We start from the raw sequence: 25,634 nt of genomic DNA on the forward strand, positions 1-25,634 counted from the left end.
CGGCGGCTGGCAAGCGCGGGCGGCTGTCCCGATACTGCGGGCCATGACACCGCCCAAGCTCATCATCCTCGGCCGCGACGGCATCCTCAACCACTTCCGCGACGACCATGTGAAGGCGCCCGAGGAGTGGTCGCCCATTCCCGGTGCGCTGGACGCGGTGGCCCGCCTCAACCATGCCGGCTGGCATGCGGTGGTGGCCACCAACCAGTCGGGCATCGGCCGCGGCATGATCGACATGGCCTCGCTGAACGCGGTGCATGCCCACATGATGAAGCTGCTGGGCGCGCATGGCGGCCGCATCGACGCGGTGTTCTTCTGCCCGCACGTGCCCGAGGACCACTGTGACTGCCGCAAACCGCTGCCCGGGCTGATGAAGCAGATCGGCCAGCGCTACGGCGCCCCGCTGGCCGAGGTGCCGATGGTGTGCGACAACCCGCGCGACCTGGAAGCCGCCCATGCCGCCGGCTGCCAGCCGCACCTGGTGCGCTCCGGCCGGGCGGCGGCGCTGGACGACGCCTCGCTGGCCGAGTGGCTGGCGGTGGCCCCCGAAACCCGCGTGCATGCCGACCTGGCGGCCTTCGCGGACCACATGCTGCGCGGCACCGCCGACGCTGCCGACCTCGACTCCGGCCCGATGGGCCTTGCCTGATGCTGCCTGTACTGCGTTCCGCGCTGTTCTTCCTGTGGATGGTGGTCACCGTCATCCCCATCGCCATCGTCGCGATGACCCTGTCGATCTTCGTGCGCGGCGAGCCGGTGTACCGCGTGTGCATGTTCTTCCTGCGGCTGTGCATCCTGGGCGCCAAGCACATCTGCGGCGTGCACTACCGGGTGCAGGGCATGGAACGGCTGCCCAGCGGCGAGGACAAGCTGGCCCCGCTGATCCTCTGCCCCAAGCACCAGTCCACCTGGGAGACGTTTGCGTTCCCGACGCTGATGTCGCATCCGCTGGCCTATGTGTTCAAGCGGGAGCTGCTCTACATCCCGTTCTTCGGCTGGTCGATGGCTCGGCTGGACATGATCCACATCGACCGCGGCCGCCGCACCCAGGCCTGGGCCAAGGTGGCTTCGCAGGGCCGCGAGCTGCTGTCGCGCGGGGTGTGGGTCATCATGTTTCCGGAGGGCACGCGCATACCGCGCGGCCAGCGCGGCGAATACAAGAGCGGCGCCGCCCGGCTGGCCGTGACCACCGGCGCGCCGGTGGTGCCCATCGCCGTCACCTCGGCGCGCTGCTGGCCGCGCAAGAGCTTCGTGCTGCGGCCGGGCGTGATCGACGTGTCCATCGGCACGCCGATCCCTTCCGAGGGCCGCAAGCCGGAAGAGCTGATGCGCCAGGTGGAAGCCTGGATCGAGTCCGAGATGCAGCGCCTGGACCCCGAGGCCTACCGGAGCGCCGGCCGATGAACGACGGCGGCACGGCAGCGGCGCAGCAGTTGGCGCTGTTCGACCGCGCCGCTGCCAGCGCGGCGCCGGCCACGCCCCAGCCGCCCGAGTTCCGCCACCCGCAAGCCACGCACGAACTGCTGCTGGACGGCCACCGCGTGGCCTATGCCTTGCGGCGCGCGCGCCGGCGCAGCATCGGCTTCGTGGTGGGTACCGATGGCCTGGCCGTCAGCGCGCCGCGCTGGGTGCGCATGGGCGACATCGAGGACGCGCTGCGCAGCAAGGGGGCCTGGGTGCTGCGCAAGCTGCAGGAGCAGCGGGAGCGGCAGCACCGCCAGCTGGCCGCCCGCGTGGAATGGGGCGACGGGGCCGAGTTCCCCTTCCTGGGCGCACCGGTGCAGGTGCGGCTGGACGCGACCACCACCGGCGCCCAGCTGGTGGCGGCCGACGCGGCGGCCGGCCAGCCGATGCAGCTGCGCCTGGGACTGCCGCCGGCCGCCGGCGCGGCGCAGGTGCGTGATGCGGTGCAGTCCTGGCTGCAACGCCAGGCGCGCCGGGTGTTCGAGGCGCGCTGCCAGCACTTCGCGCCGGCCATGGGCGTGGCCGTCAAGCGGCTGTCGCTCAGCAGCGCCGCCACCCGCTGGGGCAGCGCCAGCGCCAGCGGCGCCATCCGCCTGAACTGGCGGCTGATCCACTTTTCCGAAGCCACCATCGACTACGTGGTGGTGCATGAGCTGGCGCACCTCATCGAGATGAACCACTCGCCGGCCTTCTGGCAGGTGGTGCGCAACACGCTGCCCGGTTTCGAGCAGGCCCGCGCACCGCTGCGCCAGGCCGTGCTGCCCGCCTGGGATTGACGGGTGGCGCCACCCCCGTTCGGGGGTGTCTGCGTGGCGTTCTGCCGCCTTGGCAAGCCTCCTCCGGTGCAAATTTTCACGAACGGCCGTGAAAAGTGACGTTTATATGTTCACGCTGTGACAGCTGCGCCCAAGCAATCTGTCTGGATATATCAAAACAATCGTTTTGATCACTGAGAATCCGCGCCCGCAGACCACGGCCTGAGGCGCGCACCCCGATGCGGCGCCCAGAAGAACTTCAGGAGCCCCGCATGACCACCCCCACGTACGCCACCGCCGTTCACCTGGACGAGGACACCGTCCGGCAGTTCGAGATCCCCGCGTTGCTGCAGCAGGCCGGCTACACGCCGACCGGCACGGTGGTGGTCAGCAGCGTCAGCTACCTGGACCGCAGCGGCCAGCTGGTCACCGTGCCCACCGAGCTGATGCAGATGGTGGACGGCGACACGCTGCGCATCTCCGCCACCGGCTGGGCGGACTGGTTCGGCAGCGTCAACTCGTTTACCCTGGCCGTGGACAACGGCACCACCGTCGTGCTGATGCAGTTGCAGGTGGTGATCGACCCGGTGAACGACGCCCCATCCGGCACCGACCGCGGCATCAACCTGCCCGACGGCAGTCCCTATGTGCTGAAGGAAGCCGACTTCGGCTTCAGCGACGCCGCCGACGGCCACGCCTTCAAGAGTGTGCTGATCAGCGACCCGCCCGCGGTGGGTGAGCTGCGCCTGAACGGCGTGCGCGTGGTCGCCGGCACCGAAGTGCGCATCGAGGACGTGCGCGCCGGCCTGCTGACCTATGTGCCGTCGGCCAATGTCTCGGGCACCGCGGTGTTCGGCTTCCAGGTGCGTGATGACGGCGGCACCGCCGGCAATGGTTCGGTGGACCTGGACCCGACGCCCAACTACATCAGCTTCTGCATCCCGAACGCGGTGCTGGGTGACCGTGTCTGGCTGGACGCCAACGGCAACGGCGTGCAGGACTTGGGCGAGGCGGGCCTGGCCGGTGTGGCCGTGACCGTGCGCGGCGCGGGCGCCGACGGCACCTTCGGCACTGCGGACGACACCAGCGCCAGCACCGTCACCAATGCCAACGGCAACTACCAGTTCACCGGCCTGCAGGCCGGGCGCTACCAGCTGAGCGTGGGTTCGGCCGCCGCATACGTCTTCACCGGGCGCGACCTGGGCGGCAACGACGCGCTGGATTCCGATGTGGACGGCAACGGCAGCACGCAGGTGTTCACCCTCACCGCCGGCCAGACCAACCTGACGCTGGACGCCGGCGTGCGCGCGGTCAAGGCCTCCACCCTCAGCGGCAGCAGCTGGGTGGATGCCAACGGCAACGGCGTGCGCGACGCCGGCGAGACCGGGCAGGCCGGCGTGACGGTGACGGTGCGCGGCGCCGGCCTGGACGGCCAGTTCAACACCGCCGACGACACCGTGGCCACCACCGTCACCGGGCCGGGCGGCGGCTACAGCCTGGGCAACCTGGCCAATGGCCAGTACCAGGTGGGCTTCGGTGCCCCGGCCGGCTACGGCTTCACCGGGCAGGACGTGGGCGGCAACGACGCGGTGGATTCCGACGTGAACGCGAGCGGCCAGTCCGCCGTGGTGACGCTGGGCATCGGCCAGGGCGCCGTGGTGGACGCCGGGCTGCGCCCGCTGAACACCGGCCACATCGGCGACCGCGTGTGGCACGACGCCAATGGCAACGGCGTGCAGGACGCCGGCGAAGCCGGCATCGGCGGCATCGCCATCACGCTGCAGGGCGCGGGCCAGGACAACCTGTTCGGCACCGCCGACGACACCACCGCCACCACCACCAGCGGCGCCAGCGGGGCCTATGGCTTCAACGGGCTGGCGGCGGGCCGTTACCAGGTGGTGTTCGGCAAGCAGGCCGGACTGGTGTTCACCACGCGTGACGTGGGCACCAACGACAGCATCGACTCCGACGCCAACGTCACCACCGGCATCTCGCAGGTCGTCACGCTGGCCGCGAACCAGACGAACGTGTCGGTCGATGCAGGCTACAAGCAGGTGATGACCGCCTCCATCGGCGACAAGGTCTGGCGCGACGGCAACTACGACGGCGTGCAGCAGAGCACCGAGGCCGGCATGGCCGGCGTGTCGGTGCAATTGCGCGGCGCCGGCCTGGACAACGTCTTCGGCACCGCCGACGACGTGGCCGCCAGCACCACCACCGACGTCTACGGCAACTACAGCTTCTCGGCGCTGGCCGCCGGTCGTTACACGCTGAGCTTCGGCACCACCGCCGGTTTCACCTACACCACGCAGCGTGCAGGCACCAATGCCGCGCTGGACTCCGACGCCGACGCGGTCACCGGCCAGACCGACGTCTTTTCGCTGAATGCCGGCCAGAAGCTCACCAGCATTGACGCGGGCCTGGCCGCCATCCGCACCGCCTCCATCGGCGACCGCGTGTGGCTGGACGCCAATGGCAATGGCCGTCAGGACGCGGGTGAAGCCGGCGTGGCCGGTGTGCGCATCCAGCTGAGCGGCGCCGGCGCGGACGGCATGAGCGGCACCGCCGACGACGTGGCCGTCACCACCGTCAGCGATGCGAACGGCGCCTACCGCTTCAACCAACTGGCCGCCGGCAGCTACACGCTGCGCTTCGATACACCGGCCGGCCTGCGCATCACCGGCGCCGACGCCGCCCCGGACAACGTCGACTCCGACATCAGCGGCTACGGCCTGGCCAACGTCACCCTGGCCACCGGCCAGGCCGCCGATGTGGATGCGGGCTACCAGCAGGTGAAGGATTCGGTGCTGTTCGGCAGGGTCTGGAACGACCTCAACAGCGACGGCCTGTATGAAGTCAGCGAAGCCTCCATGCCCGGTGTGCAGGTGCGCCTGAACGGCGCCGGCTTCGATGGCGTCTTCGGCACGGCCGACGACGTGAGCCAGGTCACCACCACGAACAGTTACGGCAACTACAGCTTCGAAAACCTGGCGGGCGGCAACTACGTGTTGGGTGTGGAAGCGCCTGCGGCCTACGAGTTCACGGTCAAGGATGCCTTGTCCAACACCCGCGACACCGACGACAGCGATGTCAATGCCGCGACCGGCCGCACCGATGTGTTCACCCTGGGCAGCTCCACCACCCGCACCGACATCGCGGCAGGCCTGAGCGAGCGCGCCGCCGCCAGCGTCGGCGACCGTGTCTGGCTCGATGCCAACGGCAACGGCCTGCAGGACGCGGGTGAGGTGGGCGTGGCCGGCGTGCAGGTGCGCCTGACCGGCGCCGGTGCCGATGGCATGCTCGGCACGGCCGACGACGTGGTGCGCACCACCACCACCAATGCCGACGGCGCCTACCTGATCAGCGGGCTCAAGAGCGGCACCTACACCACCACCTTCACCGCGCCCACCGGGCTGCAGTTCACGACGGCCAATGCCGGCAACGACGCCATCGACTCGGACGTGGATGCCACCGGCGCGGCCACGGTCACCCTGGCGCCGGGCCAGGCGGGCGGCGTGGATGCAGGCCTGCAGCAGGTCAAGACCTCGGTCGTCTCCGGCCAGGCCTGGAGCGACCGCAACGGCAACGGCCTGAGCGATGCCGGCGAAGTGGGCCTGGCCGGCGTGCAGGTCACGCTGAAGGGCGCCGGCTGGGATGGTGTGTTCGGCACCGCCGACGACGTGCTGCGCAGCACCACCACCCGGGCCGACGGCAGCTACAGCTTCACCGGCCTGGCCGCTGGCGCCCATACCGTCACCGTGGCGGCGCCCAACAGCTTCGTCTACACCCAGCGCGACGCGCTGGGCAACACGCAGGACGACCGCGACTCCGACGTGGACACCACCACCGGCACCACCGGCGTGTTCACCGTGGGCACCGGGGCCACGGCGGCCAATGTGTCCGCCGGCTTCAATGAGGTGCCGGGCAGCAGCGTCGGCGACCGGGTGTGGCTGGATGCCAATGGCAACGGCCTGCAGGACGCCGGCGAGGTCGGGCTGGCCGGCCTGCAGGTCAGGCTGACCGCCCGCGGCGCCGACGGCGTGCTGGGCACGGCCGATGACGTGATCCGCACCACCGCCACCGACGCCAGCGGCGCCTACCGCTTCGACACGCTGGAATCCGGCAGCTACCGGGTGCAGGTGCAGGCCGCCGGCTTCAAGGCGACGCTGGCCAATGCGGGCGACGACCTCCTCGACTCCGACGCCAACAGCGCCGGTGTGGCCACCTTCACCCTGCGCCCCGGCGTGGCCGACCACAGCGTGGACATCGGCCTGCAGCAGATCAAGACCGCCTCGGTCGGCGACCGCGTGTGGGCGGACAGCAACCGCAACGGCCTGCAGGATGTCGACGAGGCGGGCCAGGAAGGCGTGACCGTGGTGCTGCGTGGCGCGGGCTTCGACAACGTCTTCGGCACCGCCGACGACGTTTCCGCGACGACCGTCAGCGGCGCGGACGGCAGCTATGCCTTCACCGAGCTGGCCGCAGGCCAGTACACGCTGAACTTCAGCCGCCCGGGCTACGAGGTGACCGTCGCCAATGCCAACGGCAACACCAGCGACACGCTCGATTCCGACATCGACGCCCAAGGCAACACCGCCGTGTTCACCCTGGGCCTCGGCCAGGTCCGCACCGACATCGACGCCGGCTTGATCCCCCCGCCGTGCGCCAGCCTGGTGGGCGACAGCCAGCTCCACGAAGGCTCGGTCGGCAGCTACCGCGTGCAGCTGAACACCGCGATGGCCTACGACACGGTGTACTACGTCAGCGCCGCAGGCGGCACCGCCGGCCGCACGCTGGGCTGGGCCGGCGACCAGCGCATCGCCGCCGGCGGTGGCACCGACGCGGGCGGCTACCACCACTACAAGCAGTACTACCACAACCAGTATTTCGACGAATACGGCAACCTGTGCACCGCCACCGGGCCGGCCGACATGAGCTGGGACTACGCCCTGTACAACCCGGCAGGTGCCATCGCCGGTGTTGCGGGCGGCTTCTACGTCACGGTCAAGGCGGGCCAGACCATGTCGGCCGCCTTCAGCGTCGAAGCCTGGCGCGAGAAGGTGTACGTCGATGGCGACTTCCTCTACGGCGGCTACGGCTTCGACGACTGGTGCAACGTCGGCCGCACCGACTACCAGGAGGCCGCCGTCGAGTGGTTCCAGCTCAACCTGACCGGCGTGAACACCGGCGCGGTGGAAGTCTGCGAGCCGGCGCTGTCGGTGTGCATCACCGACACGTCGAGCTATTACCGCTACAGCCCCATCGTCTTGGACATGGACGGCAACGGCATCCAGACCACGCTGCTGGCCGAGTCCACCGGCACCTTCGACCTGCTGGGCACCGGCCGTGCGCTGCATTCCGGCTGGATCTCGTCGGGTGACGCCTTCCTGGCGGTAGACATCAACGGCAACGGCCGCATCGACGACATCAGCGAGTTGTTCGGCGGCACCAAGGGGCAGGGTTTCGCCAAGCTGGCCAGCTTCGACAGCAATGCCGACGGCCTGGTGGATGCGCAGGACACGGCCTTCTCGCAGCTGCTGCTGTGGCAGGACGCGGACGGCAACCATGCCACCGACGCCGGCGAGCTGCGCACGCTGGCCGAGGCCGGCATCGCCAGCCTGAACACCGCCTACGTGGACCAGGCCGTCGAGCAGTGGGGCAACCTGCTGGGCGAGGCCAGCACCGCCACCCGCACCGATGGCTCTTCCATCGAGATGGTGGACGTGTACTTCAACGTGGCACCGGACACGGCCGAAGGCCTGGCCATCGCGGCCGGCGCACCTGCGCTGGACACGCTGCTGTCGGCGGACGACACCCTGCTGGACGCGGCCCTGTGCGGCATCGGCGAGCCGGCCGCCGCGGCCGGCGCCGAGGCTGCGGGTTGCGAGGCCTGGGCCGAAGCCGGCGAGGCCACGCGCCAGCTCATCGCCTCGATGCGCCTGGCCGAGAGCGGCTTGCTGGCCAGCGTGGGCTGACCGGCCGGCTGTTGTCGACGTACCGCCGGCCCGGGTTGCCGGGCCGGGCCCCCGGGTGGCAGCGCGCCGCGCTGCCCCCTCACCACCGAGCGTGGACCATGAGCAGTGACATTTCCCTCGCCGTGCCCGATGCGGCGGCCACCGGCACGCCGCCGGCAGACCACCGGCTGCTGGACGCCGTGCTGTTTCTGGCGCGCTTCTTCGGCGCCCCGGTGCAGCGTGAAGCGCTGCTGGCCGATGGCCACCTGCAGGCCGATGCCACCGAGGCACTGGCCGGCTGGTGCGCACGCGCCGGGCTGGTGCTGTCGCCCTTGCCGGCAGGCGCCGATGTGCGCGCCACCATGCTGCCGGCACTGCTGTGCGGCGAGGGCGGTGCCGCACTGGTGGTGCTGCATGCGCAAGGAACCGGGCAGGGCGAGGCCGCGCGCTTCGAGGTGCATGCGCCCGGCGTCGCCGGCACCCGCTGGATGTCACTGGCCGAGATCGAGGCCGCATGCCCCGGCGCACGCTGGCAGGCGGTGCGTGCCGCGCTGTTCTTCGACCAGCGCAGCCTGCTGTACACGCTGCCGCAGGCCCGGCGCTGGTTCTGGGATGTGTTCGGCCGCAACCGCTGGATCTTCGGTTGGGCGCTGGTGGGCACGCTCGGCCTCAACCTCATTGGGGCGCTGATCCCGTTCTACACCATGGCGGTGTACGACCGCGTGGTACCCAACAATGCGCTGGGCAGTCTGTGGGTGCTCACCGTGGCGGCGGTGCTGCTGGTGGGCTTCGAGCTGGCGATGAAGGTGCTGCGCGGTGCGCTGCTGGAAAGCGCCGCCCGCCGCATCGACGTCGCGCTGTCCTCGGCCATCTTCGCGCGCTGCCTGCAGCTGCGGGCGGCGCGGCGGCCGGCCTCGGGCGGCGTGCTGGCCAACGTGGTGCGCGACTTCGAGTCGGTGCGCGAGTTCTTCGCCTCCGGCACGCTCACCGTGCTCGGCGACCTGCCGTTCATGCTGCTGTTCCTGGGCATGATCGCGCTCATCGGTGGCTGGCTGGTGGCGGTGCCGCTGCTGGTCATTCCGCTGATGCTGCTGGTGGCCTGGGCGCTGCAGCGGCCGCTGATGCGCAGCGTGTCGGCCTCGTCGCAGCAGAGCGCGCAGCGCACGGCGCACCTGTTCGAGAGCATGAATGCACTCGACACCCTCAAGGCTCTGGGCGCCTCCGCCTGGAGCCGCCGCCGCTGGGAGCAGCTCACCGTGGCCATCGCCCAGCACGGGCTGCAGACGCGTGAGCTGGTGGCCTTCGGCGGTTATGCCGCGGCGTCGATGCTCACGCTGAGCAACGTGCTGCTGGTGGCCATCGGCGCCGTGCTCATCGGCGAGCAGGCGCTGACCACCGGGCAGCTGATCGGCGTCACGCTGCTGGCCGGCCGTGCGATGGCGCCGGCTTCGCAGATCGCCTCGCTGGTGCTGCGCTGGCAGCAGACCCGGCTGTCGATGACGGCGCTGGAGCAGGTGATGAACGCGCCCACCGACGACGAGCAGGCCACGCTGCAGGCGCCGCCGCTGTCGGGCCGCATCGAGTTCCGCGACGTGTCCTTCGCCTATCCCAACCGGCCACCGCTGCTGGATGGCTTGAACCTGCGCATCCGCCCGGGCGAGCGGGTCGGCTTCATCGGCAAGCTGGGCTCGGGCAAGAGCACGCTGCTGCGGCTGCTGGTGAACCTTTACGCACCGGCCAGCGGCACCGTGCTGCTGGACGACCTGGCCACCACCCAGCTGGATGCGCAAAGCCTGCGCAGGCAGGTGGGCTACGTGCCGCAGGACGTGACGCTGTTCCACGGCAGCATCCGCGACAACATCGAGCTGGGCCGCACCGAAGGCGGCGATGCCGCGCTGCTGGCCGCGGCGCGCAGCGCCTGCCTGGAGGAGACGCTGTCGCAGCTGCCTTCGGGCCCGGCCACGCCCGTGGGTGAACGCGGCGAGCTGCTGTCCGGCGGGCAGCGCCAGGCGGTGGCCATCGCCCGTGCGTTGCTGGGCGGGCCCCGGCTGCTGCTGCTGGATGAGCCCAGCAGCATGATGGACCCGGCCACCGAGCAGCGCCTGATCCGCGAGCTGCGGGCGCTGCAGGGCTGCACGCTGCTGCTGGTCACCCACCGCATGGCGATGCTGCCGCTGGTCGACCGCCTGGTGGTGCTGGACCGCGGCCGCGTGGTGGCCGACGGCCCGCGCGACGAGGTGCTGCGAGCGCTGGCCCAGCCGCCGGCTCCGGCCAGCCAGACGGGGGGCGCATCGTGAGCGCCGGCCTGTTCGGAGCCGCCGACGCCGCCGCGGCCGACCTGGACGCCGGCCCGCGCCGGCTTGTGCTGGTGATGGTGGCGATGCTCGCCCTGTTCGGCCTGGTGGTGCTGGCCTGGGCCACCTGGGCGCAGGTGGACGTGGCGGTGAATGCGCGCGGCACCGTGCTGGCGCCCAGCCGGCTGCAGGAGGTGCAAAGCCTGGAAGGCGGCATCGTGCGGGCGCTGAACGTGCGCGCCGGCGACAGCGTGCACAAGGGCCAGCCGCTGGTGGAGCTGGACGAGGTGCAGGCCGAGGTGGAGGTGGGCGAGAGCCGCGAATCGCTGCGGGCGTTGCAGGCCGCCCGCATCCGCGTGCAGGCGCTGCTGGATGGCCGCGCGCCCAGCTTCGGCACGCTGGAAGCCGATGCCCCGGCGCTGGTGCGCGAGGAGCGCCGGCTGTGGGAATCGGCGCGGCACGAATTCGACGCCAATGCCAGTGCCGCGGCCGAGGCGGTGCGCCGCCGCGCCGCCGAACTGGCCGAGGCCGAAGGCCGCATCCCGGTGCTGGAGCCGCTGGTCGCCTCGGCCCGCGAAGCCTTGCAGATCGAGGAGCGGCTGGGCCGCGAGGGCGCCGGCGCCCGGGCCGACCTGCTGGTGGCGCAGCAGCGCTTCCTGCAGCAGCAGGCCGAGCTGACCGCGCTGCGCCAGTCGCTGCCGCGGCTGGCCGCCGGCCTGGCCGAGGCACGTGCGCAGGCGGCCGAGCAGTCGGCCAGGCTGCGTGCGCAGTGGGGCGCCCAGCGCACCGAGATCGAAGGCAAGCTGCAGGCGATGGTGGCCACCGTGCGCGGGCGGGAGGACAAGCTCGCCCGTCGGGTGCTCAGCTCGCCGATGGACGGCGTGGTCAACCGGGTGCTGGTCAACACCGTGGGCGGCGTGGCGGCGCCGGGCGCGGCCATCCTGGAAATCGTGCCGCGCGACAAGACGCTCACCGTCACGGTGCGCGTCAAGCCGGCCGACATCGGCTTCCTGCATGCGGGCCAGCAGGCCACGCTGCGGGTCACCTCGTTCGACAGCTCCATCTACGGCACGCTGGACGCCACCGTGCAGCGGGTGGGTGCCGACGCGCTGCTGGACGAGCAGGACAAGCAACCCTACTTCGAGGTGCAGCTGCAGACCGCGCGCGACCACCTCACGCACCACGGCCGGCAGCTGGCCATTGGCCCCGGCATGCCGGTGGAAGCCAGCATCCTCACCGGCCGCCGCACGGTGATGCAGTACCTGCTGAAGCCGGTGCTGAAGACGCTGGATTCAGCGATGCAGGAGCGGTGATGGGCTGGCATGCCTGGATGTCTTCTACGCTGCTGGCCGCCGGCCTGGCGCTGCCGGCGGTGGGGCCGGCGTCGGCTGCCGATACCGCCGACCACACGCCCGCCCAGCCGACGCCCGCCGTGGCGGTGCCTGTCGAAGCGGCGCCGGCCAGCCCGCTCACGTTCTCCGTGGCGCTGCAGCAGGCGCTGCTGCAGGATGGCGCGCTGCGTGCAGCCCGCGCCAACGTGGTGGCGGCCCGTGCCCAGCAGGCCCAGCTGCGCTCGCGCTTTTTCCCCACAGCGGGTGTGGAAGCGCGGCAGGGCCGGCAGGTGGTGGACGAGCTGCAGAGCCCGGTCGAACGCCATGTGCGCCGCAGTGAGGGTTTTGTGCGCTGGAACCTCTACAACGGCGGCGCTGACCGCAGTGCGCTGGCGGCAGCCGAGTTCGATCTGGCCGCTGCCGAGGCCGACGCCCGGCACGAATTGGAAGAAGCCTGCGAGCGGGTGGGCAAAGCGTGGGCGGAGCTGCAGAAGCAGCAGGCGCTGCACCAGCACGCCCTGCAGCGCCATGCCGAAGTGCGGGGCCTGGCCAAGCGTGTGGCGCGGCAGGTGGCGGCCGGCAAGTCGGCCGATGCCGATGGGCAACTGGCGCAGTCGGCGCTGATCGACGCCGAACTGGCGCTGCAGGGCAGTGCGGCCGACCTGGCAGCCGCCCGCGCCCAGTTTTCCGTCATCACCGGCCTGCCCGGCGTGCAGGCGGTGGAGCCGGCGGCGTTGCCCTGGGCCGCGCCCACCGGGCTGGCGCTGGCCACGGCGCTGGACGACTGGTGGGCGCTGGCGGTGGAAGGCCATGCGGCCAGCCAGGCGGCTGCGGCACGGCGTGCGGCGGCCCAGGCCCGTGTGCCGCTGATTGCGCCCGAGTACCTGCCGCGCGCCGACCTGGACCTGCGCAAGACGCTCTCCGAACGCACGGCCCCGACCGAGTCGAGCCGCCACCGCCGGAGCTGGACGCTGTCGCTGACCTATGAGGTACCGCTGGGCGGTGCCGCCACGGCGCGGCGCGACGACAACGTGGCGCGTGCCGAAGCGGCCGAGGCCGAGGCCTGGCGCAGCCTGCAGGCGCTGCGCGGCGAGCTGGCCGTGGTGCGCCAGCAGGCGCTGCAGGCGGCCGATGCACTGCCGGCGCTGGAGCGCCAGCGCGGCCACCTGGAGGCGGTGGTGCAGGCCAGCGAGCTGCAGTACCAGGCCGGCCGGCGCAGCCTGCTGCAACTCATCGACCAGCGCGACCGCCGCTTCAACGCCGAGCAGCGGGCGGCCGACACCCGGCTGCGCCTGACCCAGGCTCAGCTGCGGCTGGGCGTGCTCACCGGCAGCCTGGCCGCGCAGTGGGGGCTGGCCACCGCCGAAGGCTCGGCAATACCCGAGCGAAGCACTGAGCCGACCCCCGAATGGTTGTTGCCGCGTTGAAAACCACCGCCCGGCAGCCCCCAGGGTTAGGGGTTTGCTGGCCTGTTTCCAACAGTTGCGACTTTGACCGAAGTGACATCTTCAGCTTGTTTTGTTGCGGTGCACCAACGAAACAGCGTTCCTATGTGCTGGGCGGCACGGCATAAACGGCAAAAACGTACGATTCCAACCCTCAAGTCGGGTCGTTATGGGTTTGACGGGCTGTTAGTGCGCACTTCAAAAATGATCAAAACATCCTGACAATCCGCGACGCTTGGCCGGCTGGGCACCCCTGGCAGGTGACACGCCCTGATCCGTACAGCGCATGACCCCAGGAGGAACCCGATGACCGTATTCAATTATTCGACCGTGGTGAATGTCTGCGAGGACACCAACGAGGACTTCGATGTGGCGGCCTTGCTGGCGCAGGTGGGCTACACAGCCAACGGCGCGCTGACCATCGACACCCTGCTGGTGGCCGATGGCCAGGGCGGCTACGTGCCCGCCCCCACGCTGCTGTTCAGCCAGGTGGACGACGACACAGTGCGGGTGTCCGCCGCCGCCATACCCAACTACTTCGGCAGTTTCGACACACTGAGCGTCATCGTCGACGTCGGTGCGGACCGGATCAACCTCACGCTCAAGGTCATCATCGACTCGGTGAACGACGCCCCCAGCGGCACCGACAGCGTGGTGGCCCTGACCAGTGCCGGCGCCTACGTGCTCAGCGAGGCCAATTTCGGCTTCACCGACGTTGACGGCAACGCGTTCAAGTCGGTGCTCATCAGCGCGCTGCCCGCCACCGGCCAGATGCTGCTCAACGGCGTGGCCATCAGCCCCGGCACCGAAGTGCTGGCCAGCGACATCCGCGCCGGCCGCCTGACCTACCTGCCGGCCCAGGGCACGACCGGCATCGTCGGCCTGTCCTTCCAGGTGCGTGACGACGGCGGCACCGTCGGCTGCAACGCAACCGACCTCGACCCCACCTGCAACATCCTGACCTTCAAGCTGCCGGTGCTGGCCTCGCTGGGCGACCGCGTCTGGCTGGACGGCAACGGCAACGGCCTGCAGGACAGCGGCGAGGCAGGTTTTGCCGGCGTCACCGTGCGCCTGCTGAACGGCAGCAACCAGGTGGTGGCCACCACCACCACCGATGCGACCGGCCAGTACCTGTTCACCGGCCTGCTGCCCGGGCAGTACAAGGTGCAGGTGGTATCGCCCAACGGCTACCAGTTCACCACCGCCAATGCCGGCGCCAACGACGCGCTGGACAGCGACGTGGTGTGGAACGGCACCGGCACCAACACCGGCACCAGCGGCCTGGTGACCCTGGCGGCCGGCGAGACCAACCGCACGCTCGATGCCGGCGTGAAGGTGTGCCTGGTCAAGGTGGGCGACACCGTCTGGTGGGACGCCAATGCCAATGGCGTGCAGGACGCCGGTGAACGCGGCATCGCGGGTGTGGCCGTCAAGCTGACCGGCGCCGGTGCCGACGGCGCCTTCGGCACCGCCGACGACGTGGTGCGCAACACCACCACCGACGCCAGCGGCAAGTACCTGTTCGACGGCGTGGCCTGGGGCCAGTACAAGCTGTCGCTGGGCGGCCTGCCCGCGGGTTACGGACTCACCGCCGCCGACGTGGGCACCAACGATGCGCTGGACTCCGACTTCCGCGCCATCACCACGACCAGCACCGTCAACCTCATCACCAACGGCAGCTTCGAGCTGCTGAGCGGCACGCAGCCCACCGGCTGGGTGGGCCTGGGCGACACCATCGAAACCAACACCGCCGCTTCCTACGGCGTCACTGGCGCCACCGGCGCACGGGTGGTGGAGCTGGACGCCAACCGCACCTACAGCAACAACACCGGCCTCGGGCAGGATGTGCAGACCGTCGCCGGCCAGAGCTACACCCTGTCGCTGGACGTCGCGGCGCGCTCCGGCACGCTCGCCTCCACCAACACGGTGGAAGTGTGGTGGAACGGCGTGCGCATCGCCTGCATCGAGCCCACCTCCACCGCGCTCAAGACCTACAGCTTCACCGTCACCGGCACCGGCGGCCTGGACCGGCTCGCGCTGCGCGAGCAGGCGGGCGACGACGACTGCGTCGGCGGCATCATCGACAACGTGCGCCTGATCGGCACCACCAGCAGCACGGTGTACGAAGCGGGCTTCGCCGTGGCCAGCTGCAATGACAACCTCACGCTGGACGCCGGCCTGGTGCTGACCCACCCGGCCAGCCTGGGCGATCGCGTGTGGTTCGATGCCAATGGCAACGGCCTGCAGGACAGCACCGAGGCCGGCGCCGCCGGTGTGACGGTGCGGCTGCTGAACCCGGCCGGCCAGGTGCTGGGCACCACCACCACCGATGCCACCGGCGCCTACCTGTTCACCGGCCTGCCGCCCGGCCAGTACGCGGTGCAGGTGGTGGCCCCGCAGGGCCAGGAGTTCACGCTGGCCAACGCGGGCAGCAACGACGGCATCGACAGCGACGTGCTGTGGTCCGGCACCGGCAATACCGCCACCAGCGCCTTGGTGACGCTGGCCGCCGGTGAAAACAACCGCAGCCTGGACGCCGGCCTCAAGCCCTGCCTGGTGGACGTGGGCGACTGCGTCTGGCTGGATGCCAACGGCAATGGCCTGCAGGACGCAGGCGAAGCCGGCGTCGCGGGCGTGGCCGTCAAGCTGATCGGCGCCGGCCACGACGGCCAGCTCGGCACCGCCGACGACAGCGTGCGCAGCACCACCACCGACGCCGCAGGCACCTACCGCTTCACCGACGTGGCCTGGGGCAGCTACAAGGTGGCCATCGGCCTGCCGACCGGCTACCAGCTCACCGCGGCCGACGTCGGCAACAACGACGCGCTGGATTCGGACTTCCGCGCAGTGAACGTGGCCGCCGGCCCGAACCTGATCGTCAACGGCAGCTTCGAGCAGTCGTCCGCCGGCTGGTGCGGCCTGGGTGACAGCATCGAGGTGCAGGCCGCGTACAACTTCGGCGTCAACGGCGCCACCGGCAGCTTCGTGGCCGAGCTGGATGCCAACCGCACCTGGACCTACGGCACCGGCCTGTACCAGGACGTGCAGACCGCCGCCGGCCAAAGCTACACCTTGTCGGTGGACCTGGCCGCGCGCGCCGGTTATGCCAGCTGGACCAACACCGTGGAGGTGTGGTGGAACGGCACGCGCCTGGCGCAGATCGACCCCACCAGCACCACGCTGAGCACCTACAGCTTCAACGTCACCGGCACCGGCGGCACGGATCGCCTGTCGTTCCGCGAGCAGCATGGTGACGACGACAGCGTGGGCGGCATCATCGACAACGTGCGCCTGATGGCCACGCCGTCGGTGGCCTACGAAAGCGCCGCCTTCACGCTGGCCGATTGCAACGACAACCTCACCATCGACGCCGGCCTGACCCAGCAGGCCTGTGTCACGCTGGTGGGCGCCGACTGCATCTACGAGGGCAGCAGTGCCAGCTACGCACTGCAGCTGGACCGTGCGCTGGCGGTGGACACCACTGTTTTCGTGAGCATCGTCAACGGCAGCGCGCAGATGGTCACCGGCCCGCAGTCCAATCAGGTCATCACGGCCGGCGGTGGCTACACCGAAGTCAACGGCCAGTTCTTCGCCAACCAGTACTTCGACCCCGTCTACGGCACCCGCTACAACACCGCCACCGGGCCGGCCGCGCAGAACTGGGACTTCAGCGTGCGCGACCTCGCCGGCAACTGGGTGCCGGCCAGCACCGCGGGCTTCGCGGTCACCATCCGCGCCGGCCAGACCACCTCGGCCGCCTTCAACGTCGATGCCTGGAAGGAAAAGGTCTACGCCGACCTGGACTTCGTGGGCAGCAACTACAAGGAAGCCGCCTGGGAGAGCTTCCAGCTGCAGCTCAGCGGCGGCAATGCCTTCACCGAGTTCTGCGAGCCGACCAAGACCGTGTCCATCGGCGATACCAGCACCTACTACACCTACAGCCCGATCGTGCTGGACCTGGACGGCAACGGCATCCAGACCACCGCGCTGATCGACGCGGGCGGCAGCTTCGACCTGTTCGGCACCGGGCACGCCGTGCAGTCGGGCTGGATCTCCGGCGGTGACGCCTTCCTGGCGGTGGACCTCGATGGCAATGGCCGCATCGACGACATCGGCGAGCTGTTCGGCGGCGCCGAGCGCGGTGTCGGTTTTGCCAAGCTGGCCAGCTTCGACAGCAACGGCGACGGCGTGGTGGACAGCGCCGATGCCCGCTTTGCCGAGCTCAAGGTGTGGCAGGACGCCAATGGCAACCACGCCACCGACGCCGGCGAGCTGCGCACGCTGGCCGAAGCCGGCATCGCCAGCCTGAACACCGCCTACCTCGACCAGAGCATCGACCAGCTGGGCAACGTGCTGGGCGAAGCCGGCAGCGCCACCCGCCTGGACGGCAGCGCGGTGGAGATGGTGGATGTGTATTTCAACGTCTACGCCGACGACGCCGCCGCCGCACAGGCGGCCGCGCTGCCCGCGCTGGACAACTTGCTGTCTGCCGACGACGCGTTGCTGGACCGTGCCTTTGCCGGCGGCTGCAGCGGCGGCGCGGACGCCTGCGGCCTGGCCACGGCCGGCTGCGGCGACGACAGCGCAGCACTGATGCGGCAGGTGATTGCCGCGATGAAGAACGCGGACCTCAGCGCCATCGCTGCGGTTGCGTAAGGCCGCAAGGCCTTGCAGGAGGGAGTCGGGCGGCGGCTGGCCGCCGCCCGGCAACTGGATTGAACCACCCGAAGGGAGAGGAACCCACCCATGAACCAACGTCATTTCCGCCTGTCCGGCCTTGCCGCCGCAGCCCTGCTGGCCGTTTCGGCCGCCCACGCCGACGATCTTTCGGTCAACCGCGCCTACTACACGCCCGATGGCAAGCTGGCGGGCGGCCTGGCTATCTCGCCGGCTGGCACAGAAGGCCCGGGGCTGTTCGAAAGCCAGAACCTGACCACCGGCACCTCGTTCCTGGCCTACTGCGTGGAGCAGAGCCAGGGCGCCACGAGCGCTGTCCACAGCTATGTGGCCAGCGCCTTCAGCGGCCCCGCAGAAGTGCAGGAGCTGTATGACCGCTTCTTCGACACCTCCATCCTGACGCAAGCAGGCGCCGTCGCTTTCCAGCTGGCGCTGTGGGAGCTGACCGGTGGTACCGAGGTGGCGGACTTCACCTTCGTCAGCGTGGCCGGCGCGAAGACCACCGCGCTGGACTGGCTGACCACCGTGCGTGCGGACAACGATCCGTTCGCCCAGAAGTACACGCTGACCCAGTGGTCGAACGCGACATACCAGGACGTGCTGCAGGCCACCCCGGTGCCGGAGCCCGAGACCTATGCGCTGATGCTGGCCGGCCTCGGCGCCGTGGGTCTGATGGCCCGCCGCCGCGGCACCCAGGCTCGCTGAACGTCAAGCGGGCCGCCGCTGCGGCCCCGTGGTGACAGGCGCCCTCCGGGCGCCTTTTTCATGGCTGGAAGCCCAGCGGCGCCGTCCAGCCGGCATAGGTCTTGGGCAGCGGCGTGGCGTAGTCGCCGGCCTTGCTGGTGTGCAGGCCGAGGGCCGCCAGACTTTCGGCGAACTTCACCGCCGCGCCCACGCCGTCGATCACCGGCACGCCCAGGCGCTGCTGCAGCTGCGTGGCCAGGTCGGCCATGCCGGCGCAGCCCAGCACGATGGCGCCGCTGCGGTCCTGCAACAACGCCTGCCGCGCCGCAGCCTCAATGCGGGCCACCAGCGCCGGGCCGGCGGCTTCCAGCTCCAGCACCGGGATGTCGGTGCCGTGCACGCCCCGGCAGCGCCGCTCGAAGCCGTACTTGTGCAGCAGGTGCTCGGCGATCACGCAGGTGCGCGTCATCGTCGTCACCACCGAGAAACCCGTGGCGAGGAACGAGGCGGCATGGAAGGCCGCTTCGGCGATGCCGATCACCGGTGCGGCCGTGGCCTCCCGCGCGGCGTCCAGGCCGGGGTCGCCGAAGCAGGCGATGACCACGCCGTCCACCGCCGCGCCGTGCAGCCGCACCTGCTGCGCCACGCCGGCGGCGGCGAAGGCGTCGTCGTAGTGGCCCTCGATGGACGCCGGTCCGAAGTCGGGCTGCATGGCCACGATCTCCGTGCCCGGCGCGGCCACCGTGCGGGCGGCGGCGGCGATCTGCGCCGTCATCGGCGCGGAGGTGTTGGGGTTGATGACGAGCAGCTTCATGGCAGGACCGGTCGTGGTGCGTGGCGGGGCGGCATTGCATACAAAGAGGGCGCCGCGCGCCCTGTCAGTGCAGGCCGCACAAGGCACCGCAAGTGCCGCGCCCGCTTCGGTGCACCGGCGGACGCGCGCCATTGGCACATGCATTGCATACAAAGCTGCCCACGATGGAACGCACCGACCTGGAACTGGTTTCGCTGGCCAAGCATTACGGCGACGCGGTGGCCGTGGCCGGCATCGACCTGAAGATCAAGGGCGGCAGCTACTGCTGCCTGCTCGGGCCTTCGGGCTGTGGCAAGACCTCCACGCTGCGCATGGTGGCCGGCCATGAGGAGCCGACCGAAGGCCATGTGCTGCTCTCGGGCCGAGAGATCACGCACCTGGAGCCGGCCCAGCGCGGCACCGCGATGATGTTCCAGAGCTATGCGCTGTTCCCCCACCTCAGCGTGCTCGACAACGTGGCCTTCAGCGCCCGCATGAAGGGCGTGGACAAGCCGACGCGCGAGAAGCGTGCCCGCGAGCTGCTCGACCTGGTGGCGATGACGCCCTATGCCCACCGCCTGCCGGCCGCGTTGTCGGGCGGCCAGCAGCAGCGCGTGGCGCTGGCCCGCGCGCTGATGACGCAGCCGCGCGTGTTGCTGCTGGATGAGCCGCTGTCGGCGCTCGATCCCTTCCTGCGCATCAAGATGCGGGCGGAACTGCAGCGCTGGCACCGTGAGCTGGGCATGACCTTCGTGCACGTCACCCACTCGCAGGAAGAGGCGATGGCGCTGGCCGACCTGGTGGTGGTGATGAACCAGGGCCGCATCGAGCAGTCGGGCACTGCGCGCGACGTGTTCGAGCGGCCGCGCACCGCCTTCATTGCCCGCTTCATCGGTGCGCACAACGTGGTGGACACGCCTTCCGGCGCGGTGGCGGTGCGCAGCGACCGCACGCTGCTGGCGCCCACGGGCGGCCCCGGCATGGCCGTCAGCGTCAAGGCCGTGGAATACCAGGGCAGCCATGTGCAGGTGCACCTGGCCACGCGGCTGGATGAGCACGATGCCGCCGACGACGCGGTCGCCGGCCCAGGCTGGGTGGCGCTGGTGCCCGATGCGCAATTCCATGCCAACCCGCTGGAGCCCGGCCAGCGCGTGGCCATGAGCTGGCACGAGGCCGACGCCCACGTGCTGGAAGGCTGAGCTTTTCTCGAGATCCGCCGCACGGTGTCCGCATGCAGCGGTACGCCGGCTTTCACTCCCTGCCTTTCAGGAGACCTGCGATATGACGACCGACCACCCGACCACCGCCGGCCTGCCGCGCCGCCGCCTGCTCAAGGCCGCTGCCGGCGTGGGCGTGGCCGCCACCGGACTCACCGGCTTCCCGTTCGTGCAGGCGCAGGAGAAGATCACGCTGCGCTACCTGGGCACCGCGGTGAACCAGGACAAGAAGATTGCCGAGAAATTCGAGGCCGACACCGGCATCAAGATCCAGTACATCCCGGTCAACACCGACGTGGTGACGCAGCGCGCCGTCACCTCGCCCAACTCGTTCGACCTGATCGACACCGAGTACTTCTCGCTGAAGAAGATCGTGCCCACCGGCAACCTGAAGGGCATCGATACCAGGAAGATCAAGAACGCCGACAAGATCACCTCGCTGTTCACCACCGGCATGGTGGCCGGCAAGGCGGTGGGCGACCAGGGTACGGCGCCGAAGAAGGTGATCTACCTGGAAGGCGAGAAGAGCAAGGTGTTCGCCAAGGCGCCCACGCAGTTCATGTCGCTGATCCCGACCACCTACAACGCCGACACGCTGGGCATCCGGCCCGACCTGATCAAGCGCCCGATCGAGAGCTGGAAGGAGCTGCTGAACCCGGAGTTCAAGGGCAAGGCCGCCATCCTCAACATCCCGTCCATCGGCATCATGGACGCGGCGATGGTGGTGGAGGCGATGGGCCTGTACAAGTACCCTGACAAGGGCAACATGACCAAGGCCGAGATCGACCTGACGATCAAGACGCTGATCGAGGCCAAGAAGGCCGGCCAGTTCCGCAGCCTGTGGAAGGACTTCAACGAGAGCGTGAACCTGATGGCCTCGGGCGAGGTGGTGATCCAGTCGATGTGGAGCCCGGCCGTGACGGCGGTGCGCACCAAGGGCATCGACTGCGTGTTCCAGCCGCTGAAGGAAGGCTATCGGGCCTGGGCCGCGGGCTTCGGGCTGCCGGCCACGCTGTCGGGCCGCAAGCTCGACGGCGCCTACGAGTTCATCAACTGGTTCCTCGACGGCTGGGCCGGCGCCTACCTCAACCGCCAGGGCTACTACAGCGCGGTGCTGGAGACGGCCAAGGCCAAGATGGAGCCCTACGAGTGGGCCTACTGGATGGAAGGCAAGGCCGCCGAAAAGGACATCAAGGCGCCCAATGGCGAGCTGCTGGCCAAGGCCGGCAGCAAGCGCGACGGCGGCTCGTACGAACAGCGCATGGGCGGCATCGCCTGTTGGAACGCGCTGATGGACGAGAACACCTACATGGTCCAGAAGTGGAATGAATTCGTAGCTGCTTGAGCCCGAGGTAGACCGCGATGATGTCGGCGCGCAAGAACCTCGTGGCCTGGCTGCAGGCCGGGCCGCTGGCGGCGGTGTTCCTCGTGTTCTTCGTCGTGCCGCTGGCGCTCATCGTGATGGTGAGCTTCTGGCAGGCGACGGACTACGAGCTGATCCCGGCGTTCACGCTGCAGAGTTATGCCGACATCTTCAAGGGCTGCGGCATTGGCGGCGGGGGTGACCTGTGCGTCACCCTCAAGACCTACGGGTCCACGCTCAAGTTCAGCTTCGTGGTGTGGCTCGTCACCGCGCTGCTGGGCTTCGCGCTGGCCTACTTCATGGCCTTCCATGTGAAGAGCACGCTGGTGCAGACGGTGCTCTTCATCATCTGCACCGTGCCCTTCTGGACCAGCAACGTCATCCGCATGATCTCGTGGGTGCCGCTGCTGGGCCGCAACGGGCTGGTCAACCAGACGCTGCTGGGCATGGGCCTGATCGAGCAGCCGCTGGATTGGCTGCTGTTCTCCGACTTCGCGGTGATCCTGGCCTTCGTGCACCTGTACACGATGTTCATGATCGTGCCGATCTTCAACTCGATGATGCGCATCGACCGCGCGCTGATCGAGGCCGCGCGCGACAACGGTGCCACGCCGTGGCAGACGGTGGTGCACGTCGTGCTGCCGCTCACCCGCACCGGGCTGATCATCGGCTCTATCTTCGTCATCGCGCTGGTGATGGGCGACTTCGTCACCGTGGGCGTGATGGGCGGCCAGCAGATCGCCTCGGTGGGCAAGGTCATCCAGGTGCAGGCCAGCTACCTGCAGTTTCCCGCGGCCGCGGCCAATGCGGTCATCCTGCTGGTGGTGGTGCTGATGATGATCGTCGCCCTGATGCGGCTGGTGAACCTGCGCAAGGAGCTGTGATGGCCGGCACCCGAGACAAGCGGGCGCCCGGCTTCTGGCCGCTGGCCTTCGTGTTCGTGCTGTTCGTGCTGTTCCTCTACGGGCCGATGCTGGCCATCTTCGTGCTCAGCTTCCAGGGGCCCGAAGGCGGGCTCACCTTCCCGATGCGCGGCTGGTCGCTGCACTGGTTCCGAACGCTGTGGGAGGGCATCGGCGTCATCGACATCGGCGCCGCCTTCCGCCGCTCGCTGCTGCTGGGCTTGGTGGTGATGGTGCTCACGGTCGCGCTGTCGCTGCTGGCGGGGCTGGCCTACCGCAAGAAGCTGCCGGGCGGCACGCCGCTGTTCTATGCCGTGGTGGCCAGCCTGATCATGCCGTCCATCATCGTGTCGCTGGGCATTGGCCTGCTGTTCCGGCTGCTGGACGGCGGCATCAAGGCGATGCTGGAGGCGTGGTTCCCCAGCCTGTTCGAGACCTACGCCACCGCGCTGGGCATGTTCACCTCGGGCCTGGGCGCGCAGCTCACCTGGACACTGCCCTTCGGCCTGCTGATCATGTTCGCCATCTTCAACCGCTTCAACCCGGCGTATGAGGAAGCCGCGCGCGACCTGGGCGCCACGCCCTGGCAGCGCTTCGTGCACGTGGTGCTGCCGTTGATCGGGCCCAGCCTCGTCGGCGTGGGCATGTTCGGCTTCACGCTCAGCTGGGACGAGATCGCGCGCTCCTCGCAGGCCATGGGCGACCTCAACACCCTGCCGCTGGAGCTGCAGGGCCTGACCACCACCGTCACCACGCCGGTGATCTATGCGCTGGGCACCGTCACCACCGTGGTGTCGTTCGCGGTGATGGCGGTCACGCTGGCCGTGGTGTGGCTGTGGCAAAGCCGGCGCCGCGGATGAAGGCGCCGGTGCCGCCGGCCTCCGCGCCCAGCACCCAGCGCATCTACGACGCCATCTACGCCGCCATCCTGGAGCACCGGCTGGCGCCGGGCACCCGGCTGCGCGAGGAGGAACTGGCCGAGTCCTTCGCCGTCTCGCGCACCGTGGTGCGCCAGGCGTTGCACCGGCTGGCGCAGGACCGGGTGGTGGCGCTGCAGCACCACCGCGGCGCCACGGTGCCGCAGCCCGGGCCGGCGGAAGCCGCGCAAGTCTTCGATGCCCGCCGGGTGGTGGAGTGCGAGGTGATGCGCCGGCTGGCCGGCCGGCTGGACGAAGCGGCGCTGGAGCGGCTGGCCGCGGTGGTGGATGCCGAATCGCAGGCGCTGGCGCGCGGCGACCGGTCGTCCGCCATCCGCCATTCCGGCGAGTTCCATCGGGAGCTGGCGCGGCTGGCCGGCAACCCGCTGTTCGTCCGCATGCTGGACGAGCTGCTGCCCACCACCTCCTTGCTGCTGGCGCTGCATGAACGGGCCGGCCAGCCGGCCTGCGTGGCCCATCGGCACCAGGAGCTGATCGCGGTGCTGCGCCAGGGCAGCGGCGCCGCCGCTGCGGCCGAAATGCGGCGCCACCTGCGGGAGATCGAGCAGTCGGTGGTCGGCCCGCCGGTGGCGGCCGACACGCCCGTGCTGCGCGACCTGTTCGCGGCCTACCGTCAGAGGTAGGAGTCCAGCACCTGCAGCACGAAGCGGGCGTTGGCCCGGGTGTTGGCGGTGTAGCCATAGAAGCTGCCGTACTGCGGGCGCAGGGCTTCCACCGCCGCGTCCACCACCGCGGCCTGCCAGCCGGCGGTGAACTCGGCGTGGTTGTTGGCCTTGGCCGGGTCCACGAAGCCGAAGTAGTCGATCTCCTCGGACGCCTTCTTCAGGGCGGCGCGCAGGTCGGCGAAGTAGCGCAGGTACAGGTCCAGGTCGGCCCGCGTGGCCACGTTGCCGTGGCCGCCGGACAGCCAGTCCCACTTCATGGCGCCCACCTGCCGCAGGTTGGCCGGCAGGTTCACCGCGGTTTCCGAGATGGCGAAGCCGAGGAAGGGCAGCTGGTCGCCGTTGAGCAGGTCGGGTGCATGGAGCACGCCCTGGCCCTTCAAGAGCCAGGCCGAATGGTCGTCGGTGTGGAAGGCATGGGTGAAGCCGTGCACCTGCACCTGCAGGTTCTCGAAGCGGAAGCTGCCGTCGGGCCAGCGCACGGTTTCGGTGGGCAGTGGCAGCGTGCTGCCCAGCCGCTTCATCTTGCTGGCCGTCTGCGTGGTGGCGATCAGCCGCGGCTTGACGCCCGAACGCCTGGCGTCGTCGAGCAGCAGCTGCACGTCGGCGATGTGGTCCGCGTGGAAGTGGGAGTAGACGATGGCGGTGATCGGCTTGTCCGTCACCGTGCGGATGCCCTTGAGGATGGCCTCGGTGCGGTACTGGGGCGCATCGAACACCAGCACGCCCTGGTCGCCCACATAGAAGAGTGCGTTGTAGAAGGTTTTGTGCGCCCACCAGGTGCGCGGCCCCAGCTTCTGCACGATGGCCGCGTCGCCCAGGCTGCGCGTGAGCAGCGAGCCCACGCGCTCGTCGGGCTGCGGCAGCGTGGTGGTGGAAGGCTCCACGTACCGGGCGCCGGTGGTGGAAGCAGGCGGCGGCAGAGGCGCCTGCGCGCCGGCGGCGGTGGCCAGCAGCAGCGCCGCGGCAGCCAGCATGGGGCGGGAGTGGGTGAAGGCGAGCGGCATGGCAGTCGATCCGAAGTGAAGGGCGGCTGCATGCTAATCCGCATCAATGAGAGAAGTGATTCGACGGCCCGCATCAATGTGTTGCGCAAGCCGACGCACAGCCCCGGGGCGGCCGCCGCGCCGATGCGGGGCGCGCCGCACAGCCCGC

16 protein-coding genes are annotated in these 25,634 nt (G+C 69.9%); 14 read left to right on the forward strand and 2 right to left on the reverse strand.

All coding sequences use genetic code 11. The features are described 5' to 3' along the window. Positions 1-43: 43 nt before the first annotated feature. The 9 genes from gmhB to VO99_RS31140 all read left to right on the forward strand — a co-directional run bounded on the left by gmhB (position 44) and on the right by VO99_RS31140 (position 18,625). Positions 44-649 (forward strand): D-glycero-beta-D-manno-heptose 1,7-bisphosphate 7-phosphatase, encoded by a 606-nt coding sequence (gmhB, locus tag VO99_RS01465; protein WP_046111001.1) that lies wholly within the window; start codon positions 44-46, stop codon positions 647-649. A 2-nt stretch (positions 650-651) separates the two neighbouring features. After that, positions 652-1,404: a lysophospholipid acyltransferase family protein gene (locus VO99_RS01470; protein WP_157039403.1), complete on the forward strand. Its 753-nt coding sequence runs from the start codon at positions 652-654 to the stop codon at positions 1,402-1,404. Next, positions 1,401-2,240: a M48 family metallopeptidase gene (locus tag VO99_RS01475; protein WP_046111003.1), complete on the forward strand. Its 840-nt coding sequence runs from the start codon at positions 1,401-1,403 to the stop codon at positions 2,238-2,240. The genes VO99_RS01470 and VO99_RS01475 overlap by 4 nt, the downstream gene beginning before the upstream one ends. Positions 2,241-2,491: 251 nt before the next feature. Next, positions 2,492-8,194 (forward strand): SdrD B-like domain-containing protein, encoded by a 5,703-nt coding sequence (locus tag VO99_RS01480; protein WP_046111004.1) that lies wholly within the window; start codon positions 2,492-2,494, stop codon positions 8,192-8,194. Between the two features lie 98 nt (positions 8,195-8,292). After that, positions 8,293-10,470, forward strand: a complete 2,178-nt coding sequence (locus VO99_RS01485) for a type I secretion system permease/ATPase (RefSeq protein ID WP_083440275.1) — start codon at positions 8,293-8,295, stop codon at positions 10,468-10,470. Further along, the gene (locus tag VO99_RS01490; protein WP_046111005.1) at positions 10,467-11,780 is read left to right on the forward strand and encodes an HlyD family type I secretion periplasmic adaptor subunit; all 1,314 of its coding nucleotides are present in this window, start codon (positions 10,467-10,469) and stop codon (positions 11,778-11,780) included. Before VO99_RS01485 ends, VO99_RS01490 begins: the two co-directional genes overlap by 4 nt. After that, positions 11,780-13,225: a TolC family protein gene (locus tag VO99_RS01495; RefSeq protein ID WP_046111006.1), complete on the forward strand. Its 1,446-nt coding sequence runs from the start codon at positions 11,780-11,782 to the stop codon at positions 13,223-13,225. The genes VO99_RS01490 and VO99_RS01495 overlap by 1 nt, the downstream gene beginning before the upstream one ends. A gap of 324 nt (positions 13,226-13,549) precedes the next feature. After that, positions 13,550-17,899 (forward strand): SdrD B-like domain-containing protein, encoded by a 4,350-nt coding sequence (locus VO99_RS28545; protein ID WP_052736024.1) that lies wholly within the window; start codon positions 13,550-13,552, stop codon positions 17,897-17,899. Positions 17,900-17,989: 90 nt separating this feature from the next. After that, positions 17,990-18,625: a PEP-CTERM sorting domain-containing protein gene (locus VO99_RS31140; RefSeq protein WP_046111007.1), complete on the forward strand. Its 636-nt coding sequence runs from the start codon at positions 17,990-17,992 to the stop codon at positions 18,623-18,625. A gap of 58 nt (positions 18,626-18,683) precedes the next feature. Here VO99_RS31140 and VO99_RS01510 read toward each other — a convergent pair whose 3' ends face one another. After that, a complete protein-coding gene (locus VO99_RS01510; RefSeq protein WP_046111008.1) occupies positions 18,684-19,418 on the reverse strand; it encodes an aspartate/glutamate racemase family protein in 735 nt (244 codons plus the stop codon). Positions 19,419-19,582: 164 nt separating this feature from the next. Here VO99_RS01510 and VO99_RS01515 point away from each other — a divergent pair, with 164 nt between their 5' ends. The 5 genes from VO99_RS01515 to VO99_RS01535 all read left to right on the forward strand — a co-directional run bounded on the left by VO99_RS01515 (position 19,583) and on the right by VO99_RS01535 (position 24,440). Next, a complete protein-coding gene (locus VO99_RS01515) occupies positions 19,583-20,596 on the forward strand; it encodes an ABC transporter ATP-binding protein (RefSeq protein WP_046111009.1) in 1,014 nt (337 codons plus the stop codon). Between the two features lie 82 nt (positions 20,597-20,678). Further along, entirely contained in the window at positions 20,679-21,959 is a 1,281-nt protein-coding gene (locus tag VO99_RS01520) for an ABC transporter substrate-binding protein (RefSeq protein WP_046111010.1), read from the forward strand. Positions 21,960-21,976: 17 nt separating this feature from the next. After that, entirely contained in the window at positions 21,977-22,861 is an 885-nt protein-coding gene (locus VO99_RS01525; protein ID WP_375136375.1) for an ABC transporter permease, read from the forward strand. After that, the gene (locus tag VO99_RS01530; RefSeq protein ID WP_046111011.1) at positions 22,861-23,739 is read left to right on the forward strand and encodes an ABC transporter permease; all 879 of its coding nucleotides are present in this window, start codon (positions 22,861-22,863) and stop codon (positions 23,737-23,739) included. Before VO99_RS01525 ends, VO99_RS01530 begins: the two co-directional genes overlap by 1 nt. Before the next feature lie 8 nt (positions 23,740-23,747). Beyond that, positions 23,748-24,440 carry a GntR family transcriptional regulator gene (locus VO99_RS01535; protein WP_232315231.1) on the forward strand — a complete coding sequence of 231 codons (693 nt, stop codon included), beginning with the start codon at positions 23,748-23,750 and terminating at the stop codon, positions 24,438-24,440. Here the strand turns inward: VO99_RS01535 and VO99_RS01540 are convergent. Beyond that, positions 24,431-25,486: an MBL fold metallo-hydrolase gene (locus tag VO99_RS01540; protein WP_052736025.1), complete on the reverse strand. Its 1,056-nt coding sequence runs from the start codon at positions 25,484-25,486 to the stop codon at positions 24,431-24,433. The genes VO99_RS01535 and VO99_RS01540 overlap by 10 nt on opposite strands. Positions 25,487-25,634 lie beyond the last annotated feature (148 nt).

Source organism: Aquincola tertiaricarbonis (assembly GCF_000969605.1).
Lineage (GTDB): Bacteria > Pseudomonadota > Gammaproteobacteria > Burkholderiales > Burkholderiaceae_C > Aquincola > Aquincola tertiaricarbonis.

What these genes read in the sequence shown, in the direction of transcription:
- gmhB (WP_046111001.1), top strand. Translation starts at nt 44, where the DNA reads ATGACACCGCCCAAGCTCATCATCCTCGGCCGCGACGGCATCCTCAAC.
- VO99_RS01475 (WP_046111003.1), top strand. Translation starts at nt 1,401, where the DNA reads ATGAACGACGGCGGCACGGCAGCGGCGCAGCAGTTGGCGCTGTTCGAC.
- VO99_RS01480 (WP_046111004.1), top strand. Translation starts at nt 2,492, where the DNA reads ATGACCACCCCCACGTACGCCACCGCCGTTCACCTGGACGAGGACACC.
- VO99_RS01485 (WP_083440275.1), top strand. Translation starts at nt 8,293, where the DNA reads ATGAGCAGTGACATTTCCCTCGCCGTGCCCGATGCGGCGGCCACCGGC.
- VO99_RS01495 (WP_046111006.1), top strand. Translation starts at nt 11,780, where the DNA reads ATGGGCTGGCATGCCTGGATGTCTTCTACGCTGCTGGCCGCCGGCCTG.
- VO99_RS28545 (WP_052736024.1), top strand. Translation starts at nt 13,550, where the DNA reads ATGACCGTATTCAATTATTCGACCGTGGTGAATGTCTGCGAGGACACC.
- VO99_RS31140 (WP_046111007.1), top strand. Translation starts at nt 17,990, where the DNA reads ATGAACCAACGTCATTTCCGCCTGTCCGGCCTTGCCGCCGCAGCCCTG.
- VO99_RS01510 (WP_046111008.1), bottom strand. Translation starts at nt 19,418, where the DNA reads ATGAAGCTGCTCGTCATCAACCCCAACACCTCCGCGCCGATGACGGCG.
- VO99_RS01515 (WP_046111009.1), top strand. Translation starts at nt 19,583, where the DNA reads ATGGAACGCACCGACCTGGAACTGGTTTCGCTGGCCAAGCATTACGGC.
- VO99_RS01520 (WP_046111010.1), top strand. Translation starts at nt 20,679, where the DNA reads ATGACGACCGACCACCCGACCACCGCCGGCCTGCCGCGCCGCCGCCTG.
- VO99_RS01525 (WP_375136375.1), top strand. Translation starts at nt 21,977, where the DNA reads ATGATGTCGGCGCGCAAGAACCTCGTGGCCTGGCTGCAGGCCGGGCCG.
- VO99_RS01530 (WP_046111011.1), top strand. Translation starts at nt 22,861, where the DNA reads ATGGCCGGCACCCGAGACAAGCGGGCGCCCGGCTTCTGGCCGCTGGCC.
- VO99_RS01540 (WP_052736025.1), bottom strand. Translation starts at nt 25,486, where the DNA reads ATGCCGCTCGCCTTCACCCACTCCCGCCCCATGCTGGCTGCCGCGGCG.